We start from the raw sequence: 6,713 nt of genomic DNA, 5'->3' as shown, positions 1-6,713 counted from the left end.
AACACTTCAGGTTGTTCATTTGTTGACTGATCTATCCAGGGACTACATTGTAAAGCCAGATCCAGCACTTGTTCAATCGTCTTAACTGGGTGAATAGTCAGCTTTCTAAGAACATTATCAGGTATCTCTTCGAGGTCTTTAACATTATCTTCAGGAATAAGAACATGCTTGATTCCTCCTCGATGAGCAGCTAATAATTTTTCTTTTAAACCACCTATTGGTAATACCTGACCACGCAAGGTAATTTCTCCAGTCATTGCAATATCTGCTTTGACAGGGATTTGGGTTACAACGGAAACCAATACGGTGCACATTCCTATACCAGCACTAGGACCGTCTTTAGGCGTTGCACCTTCAGGAACATGAACATGGAAGTCACTTTTCTCAAAAAAGTCATCTGCAAGTCCGAGCCTTTTAGCCCTACTGCGAACAACAGTCATAGCTGCATGAATTGACTCCTGCATTACCTCACCCAACTGACCAGTGTGAGTAACTTTCCCTTTCCCTGGCATCATTGATGATTCCAAAGTCAGTAATTCTCCTCCAACACTAGTCCAAGCCAAACCAGTAACCTGGCCAATCTGATCAAACTCTTCTGCTAATCCATAACGGAATTTTTTAACACCAAGATATTTCTCAATGTTACTTGCCGTGACGTTAAGTTTTTTAGCTTTTTTGTTAGATAAGATCTCTTTTACTACTTTTCTGCAAATGCTAGCTATATCGCGCTCAAGATTTCGAACACCAGCTTCACGTGTATAATGACGAATGACTTCTCTTATCGCACCTTCACTAATATGTATTTCATCATTATTCAGACCATTCAAGACAGTTTGTTTGGGTACTAAATATTGTTCTGCAATACTTACCTTTTCATCTTCGGTATAACCTGCCAAACGGATAACTTCCATTCTATCTAATAGCGGAGCAGGAATTTCCAGTGAATTGGCTGTAGCAATGAACATTACATCGCTTAAATCATAATCTACTTCTAAGTAATGATCGCTAAAGGTGTGGTTTTGTTCTGGGTCAAGAACTTCTAATAATGCAGATGCAGGATCACCACGAAAATCCATCGCCATTTTATCAACTTCATCCAGCATTATAAGAGGATTTTTAACTCCAGCTTTACTAAGTTTTTGAATAATTTTACCAGGCATAGAGCCAATATATGTTCTTCTGTGACCACGAATTTCAGCTTCATCACGGACGCCGCCCAGAGCGATTCGGATGAACGTTCTTCCTGTTGCATTAGCAATAGATTGACCTAATGATGTTTTACCCACACCAGGAGGGCCAACCAAACATAAAATAGGGCCTTTTAGTCGTTTAACTCTTTGCTGAACCGCCAAATATTCAATGATTCGTTCTTTAACTCGTTCTAAACCATGATGTTCTTTATCAAGTAACTTTTCAGCCTTAAGCAAATCAAATTGGATTTTGTTTTTCTTTTTCCATGGAACCATCAGCATCCAATCGAGGTAATTACGAATAACGGTTGCCTCTGCTGACATGGGAGACATCATCTTTAATTTATGAAGTTCGGCAAGGGATTTTTCTTTAGCTTCTTTAGGCATACCCGCTTTATTAATTGAATTTTCTAATTGTTCAATTTCATTGCCTTCTTCACCCATTTCACCTAATTCTTTCTGGATGGCTTTAATTTGTTCGTTTAAATAATATTCTCGCTGACTTTTTTCCATTTGACGTTTAACACGCCCTCTCACACGTTTTTCAACATGTAACAGGTCGATTTCATTTTCAATAGCAGCCATTAACCGTTCTAGACGAGTTCCGACATCAAGCGTTTCTAATAACTCTTGTTTATCATCTACTTTAAGCGTTAAATGCGCAGATATCGTATCAGTCAAACGCCCCGGTTCTTCAATTCCAGCCAATGGAGATAGAACTTCAGGAGGTATTTTTTTATTGAGTTTAATGTATTGTTCAAATTGAGACATGAGAGAACGCATCAAGATACCAATTTCTGGCTCTTTCAGTTCAGTATTTACTTGCTGAATGGGCTCCAAAGATGCTTCAAGGTAGCCCTTATCCTGATTGTATTCTTTGACACGAGCTCGTTGTTCTCCCTCAACAAGCACTTTAACGGTGCCATCAGGAAGCTTTAATAATTGTAAAACACTGGATAACGTTCCCACCTCATAAATGTCACCTGGAGCAGGATCATCATTTGCCGATTTACGTTGAGCTACTAAAAAGATCTGTTTGTTATCAAGCATAGCCGCTTCCAGGGCTTTAATTGATTTTCCACGCCCAACAAATAACGGTATAACCATATGAGGGTAAACCACTACATCTCTTAATGGTAAAACAGGTACGTTAGACATATTTACAGTCTCATTCGATATCATTTCATTTTCACTAGACATAATGAACCCTTATTCAAACGAAAAGCCTTAATTATAGTTTTTGCTACGTTTTTTATGAGTATACAGATATTAGTGTCAGTGAACAATTCGTTAAATGAGTGATAAATCATTGACTTTTCTATAACAAATTCAAAAATGCTCTGAACTTGTTAATATAGAGCAAACTACACGCAATTAAACTCATTCATCAGTATAAACAGAAGGGATGAAGACTTGAATTCCATAATATAAAAAATATTATGGAATTCAAAAGGGATAACTATTCTTTACTACCTGCAGCATTCTTCATCTCATCGTGTTCATACATGAGAATTGGCTTGGATAAATTGTTTACTACACTCTCATCTATAACCACTTTATTTACACCTTCCAAGGAAGGTAATTCATACATGGTGTCTAAAAGAATATTTTCAAGTATAGCTCTCAAACCGCGAGCACCCATTTTTCGTTCTAAAGCTTTTTTAGCAATTGCAACTAATGCTTCTTCCCTGAACTCTAACTCCACGCCTTCCATTCGGAATAAAGATTGGAATTGCTTGGTTAACGCATTTTTGGGACTGGTTAGAATGTCAATAAGAGCAGCCTCATCCAGTTCTTGCAAAGTAGTTACAACAGGAAGACGCCCAACAAACTCAGGTATTAACCCAAATTTGATTAAATCGTCCGATTCCAATTGTCCTAGTACCTTAGATACTTCTTCGTTGTTGTCTTTTTTATTTTTTAATTGAGCTGAAAAACCAATTCCTGATTTATCACTACGCTCCCGTATTACTTTTTCCAGACCTGCAAATGCGCCCCCACAAATAAACAATATGTTAGATGTATCGACCTGTAAAAACTCTTGTTGCGGGTGTTTACGGCCACCTTGAGGAGGAACAGAGGCAACAGTACCTTCAATTAGTTTTAAGAGTGCTTGTTGCACGCCTTCACCAGAAACATCTCTGGTGATTGAAGGATTGTCTGACTTTCTCGAAATTTTATCAATTTCATCAATATATACGATACCTTGTTGCGCTTTATCAACATCGTAATCGCATTTTTGTAATAATTTTTGAATGATATTTTCTACGTCTTCTCCAACATAACCTGCTTCGGTTAGCGTTGTGGCATCAGCCATAGCAAATGGAACATTAAGGATTCGTGCTAATGTTTGAGCCAATAGTGTTTTACCACTTCCAGTTGGTCCAATCAGCAGAATATTACTTTTGCCTAGCTCAACACCGTCTTCATTTTTATGTTGCAAACGCTTGTAATGGTTATAAACGGCAACAGACAAAACTTTCTTTGCATGAGGCTGGCCTATAACATATTCATCAAGAAATGTTGATATTTCTTTAGGCGGAGGTAAATGAGTTTCAGTTTCTTCCTGAACTTCATGAGTTTCTTCACGAATTATATCATTACATAACTCAACGCATTCATCACACACGAATACAGATGGGCCTGCAATTAATTTTTTTACTTCATGCTGGCTCTTGCCACAAAAAGAACAATACAGAACTTTTTCTCCACTTCCGTTACCGGATTTACTCATAACCTAACCCCTTCTTACAGCTATTACCTGATAATGTGTAATATACATGTAAAATTTTAGTCAATCAGAAAAAGATACGCCAATTTTTTATTGCCAGCCTTCCATCAGTAATTGCTGAAAAGCCGGCGTTTGTATCACTTTACTTAGTTATTATTCTGTTGTACCAGATAAAGCGTCTCTATCATAAAGTACTTTATCAATCAGCCCATAATCAGCGGCCTGAGAAGCACTCATGAAGTTATCTCGTTCAGTATCACGCATGATTTGATCAGGTGTTTTTCTGGTATGATGTGCCATAATATTATTCAGACGTTCTCTTACTGTAAGAGTTTCACGTGCATGAATTTCAATATCAGTAGCCTGACCTCTGTACCCGCCTAAAGGCTGGTGAATCATAACTCGTGAATTAGGAAGACAAAAACGCTTTCCATCAGCTCCAGCACAAAGCAACAAGGCGGCAGCGCTAGCTGCCTGGCCGATACATAAAGTGCTTACATCTGGTTTAATAAACTGCATCGTGTCATAAATTGCAAGACCTGCAGTTACTACCCCACCAGGAGAATTGATATAAAGTGAAATATCTTTCTCAGGGTTCTCAGATTCAAGGAACAACAATTGAGCTACGACCAAATTAGCCATATGATCTTCGACTTCACCCAGCAAGAAAATAATACGTTCTTTCAACAATCTTGAGTAAATATCATATGAGCGTTCACCGCGTGAGGTTTGCTCAACAACCATTGGAACTAATCCACTAGCATTGCGAATCAAGTTATCTGAATAGCCCGACATACTTACTCTCCTTTGTTCTCAGTGCCTTTTTTAGGATTCATCACTGAATCATAATCCTTATTTGTATAATTAAGCTTGGCGTCTTCAGCAATTTTGTCAGATACCATGTCTTCCATCACTAAAGCTTCAATCTCAGCCAAATGTTCTTTGCTGTTTTGATACCATGCTCTTAGCTCATCAGGGCTTTCATAAGCACTGGCGAACTTATCAATCATAGCATTAACTCTATCTTTATCAGCAACTATTTGATGTTTTTTAACATATTCTGAGAAAAGTAAACCAAGATGAACACGACGTTTAGCCTGTTCTTCAAACAACTCTCTTGGGAAGTCAGGGATCTGCTCATCATCTCTGTGCTCATGGCCAAACAGACGATGATACATATCATGCTTCAAATGCTCGATTTCTTTGTCGATTAATGCTAAAGGCAAATCAATTTTATTTGCTTCCATTAATTGATCAAATAATTTTTCACGGTTCATCATGCTAACACGACGTTCCAGTTCACGAGTCATATTATCTTTAATATCTTTTTTCAGTGCTTCAACGCCACCTTCTTTAATATTAAATTTCTCAGCAAAAGCATCGTCCAGCTCAGGTAATTTACCTTCCATAACCTTATGAAGTGTAATTTTGAATGTTGCTTCTTTTCCAGCCAAATCTTTATGGCCATAATCATCTGGGAAAGCAACTTGAATATCAAAAGGCTTATCTATTTTTCCGCCAATTATTCCATCTTCAAATCCAGGAATCATAGCTCCAGAACCTATTATCAGCTCATGACCTTCAGCACTTCCACCTTCGAATGCGGTATCCCCCAGGAATCCTTGGAAATCAAGAGTAACTTTATCGCCTTTTTTAACAGCGCGAGATACTTCATGCCACTCTTTATTTTGTTCAAGTAGCTTATCCATCATCTCTTTTACATCTTTATCAGTAACTTCTGATTTAACTAATTCAACAGTCGCCTGATTTAATTCAGCAACTTCAAACACAGGTAATACTTCAAAAACAGCGGTGTATCTAAAATCTTTGCCTTGTTCAACTTGTTCTGGTTCAACAAAAGGATATCCGGCAGGAACAAGTTCATTTTTTTGTAGGGCTTCAAATAAGGTAGACTGAACCATTTCTCTAGCAACTTCTTCACGAACGCTGTCGGAATAACGGCTTTTAACAACATGCATAGGAACTTTGCCTGGACGAAAACCATCGATTTTGGCTTTACGAGCAAGATTCTTGAGACGTAAGCTCACTTCTTCCTCGACTTTCTCGCTAGGTACAGAAACTGTTACCTTACGCTCCAAACCTTTTAGGGTCTCAACAGAAACTTGCATTAATTCACCTCTCGGAATTTATCATGAAATGGTGCGAAAGGAGAGACTCGAACTCTCACGGGTTGCCCCGCTGGAACCTAAATCCAGTGCGTCTACCAATTCCGCCACTTTCGCAATCAGGTTGGATTATCAATCAGTAATTTAGTCTTGTAAAGACTCAAGATAGAATCTTTAGCGATAGACCATTTTATTATACAATATGGGGTGAACGATGGGATTCGAACCCACGACAACCGGGATCACAACCCGGGGCTCTACCAACTGAGCTACGCTCACCATAAACTTCCCAGCTAAAAACGTATAACCTTTTGACGTCTGGTGCGCCCGGCAGGATTCGAACCTGCTACCCTCGGCTTAGAAGGCCGATGCTCTATCCAGATGAGCTACGGGCGCTAAATTGGTCGGGGAGGAGGGATTCGAACCCCCGACATCCTGCTCCCAAAGCAGGCGCGCTACCAGACTGCGCTACACCCCGTTACCCGTCCAAGGACAGAGCGCACATAATACTAACTCATTTCGTTAACGTCAATAACTTAAATCATTAAATTTTCATTATTTTTGTTGATTAATTTAATTATTGCCCCCTTTGATTCAAAAAAGCCCTACTTGAAACAAAACAACCCGATAAAGATGAAAAGCGAATGTCTTATTTTAACCGCCTTT

Annotated in this window: 4 protein-coding genes and 4 tRNA genes; all 8 read right to left on the bottom strand. The window is 38.7% G+C overall.

Going from position 1 to position 6,713, the window contains the following annotated elements; all coding sequences use genetic code 11:
• The coding region (gene lon, locus Q0495_RS01880) for an endopeptidase La (RefSeq protein ID WP_298622456.1) at positions 1–2,390 on the bottom strand (2,390 nt) is incomplete at its 3' end.
• Positions 2,391–2,649: 259 nt separating this feature from the next.
• On the bottom strand, positions 2,650–3,924 hold the full coding sequence (gene clpX, locus Q0495_RS01875; RefSeq protein ID WP_298622454.1) for an ATP-dependent Clp protease ATP-binding subunit ClpX: 1,275 nt from the start codon (positions 3,922–3,924) through the stop codon (positions 2,650–2,652).
• A 150-nt stretch (positions 3,925–4,074) separates the two neighbouring features.
• Positions 4,075–4,716 (bottom strand): ATP-dependent Clp endopeptidase proteolytic subunit ClpP, encoded by a 642-nt coding sequence (gene clpP, locus Q0495_RS01870; protein ID WP_298622452.1) that lies wholly within the window; start codon positions 4,714–4,716, stop codon positions 4,075–4,077.
• 2 nt (positions 4,717–4,718) lie between these two features.
• Positions 4,719–6,050: a trigger factor gene (gene tig, locus Q0495_RS01865; protein ID WP_298622450.1), complete on the bottom strand. Its 1,332-nt coding sequence runs from the start codon at positions 6,048–6,050 to the stop codon at positions 4,719–4,721.
• Positions 6,051–6,079: 29 nt separating this feature from the next.
• Positions 6,080–6,164: transfer RNA gene (locus Q0495_RS01860), tRNA-Leu, on the bottom strand.
• Positions 6,165–6,250: 86 nt separating this feature from the next.
• Positions 6,251–6,326 (bottom strand) — tRNA-His (locus Q0495_RS01855).
• A gap of 40 nt (positions 6,327–6,366) precedes the next feature.
• Positions 6,367–6,443 (bottom strand) — tRNA-Arg (locus Q0495_RS01850).
• A 5-nt stretch (positions 6,444–6,448) separates the two neighbouring features.
• A tRNA-Pro gene (locus tag Q0495_RS01845) sits at positions 6,449–6,525 on the bottom strand.
• Positions 6,526–6,713: the final 188 nt, after the last annotated feature.

The organism is uncultured Legionella sp., assembly GCF_937871865.1.
Lineage (GTDB): Bacteria > Pseudomonadota > Gammaproteobacteria > Legionellales > Legionellaceae > Legionella.
This window is presented reverse-complemented; position numbering and strand designations above follow the sequence as displayed.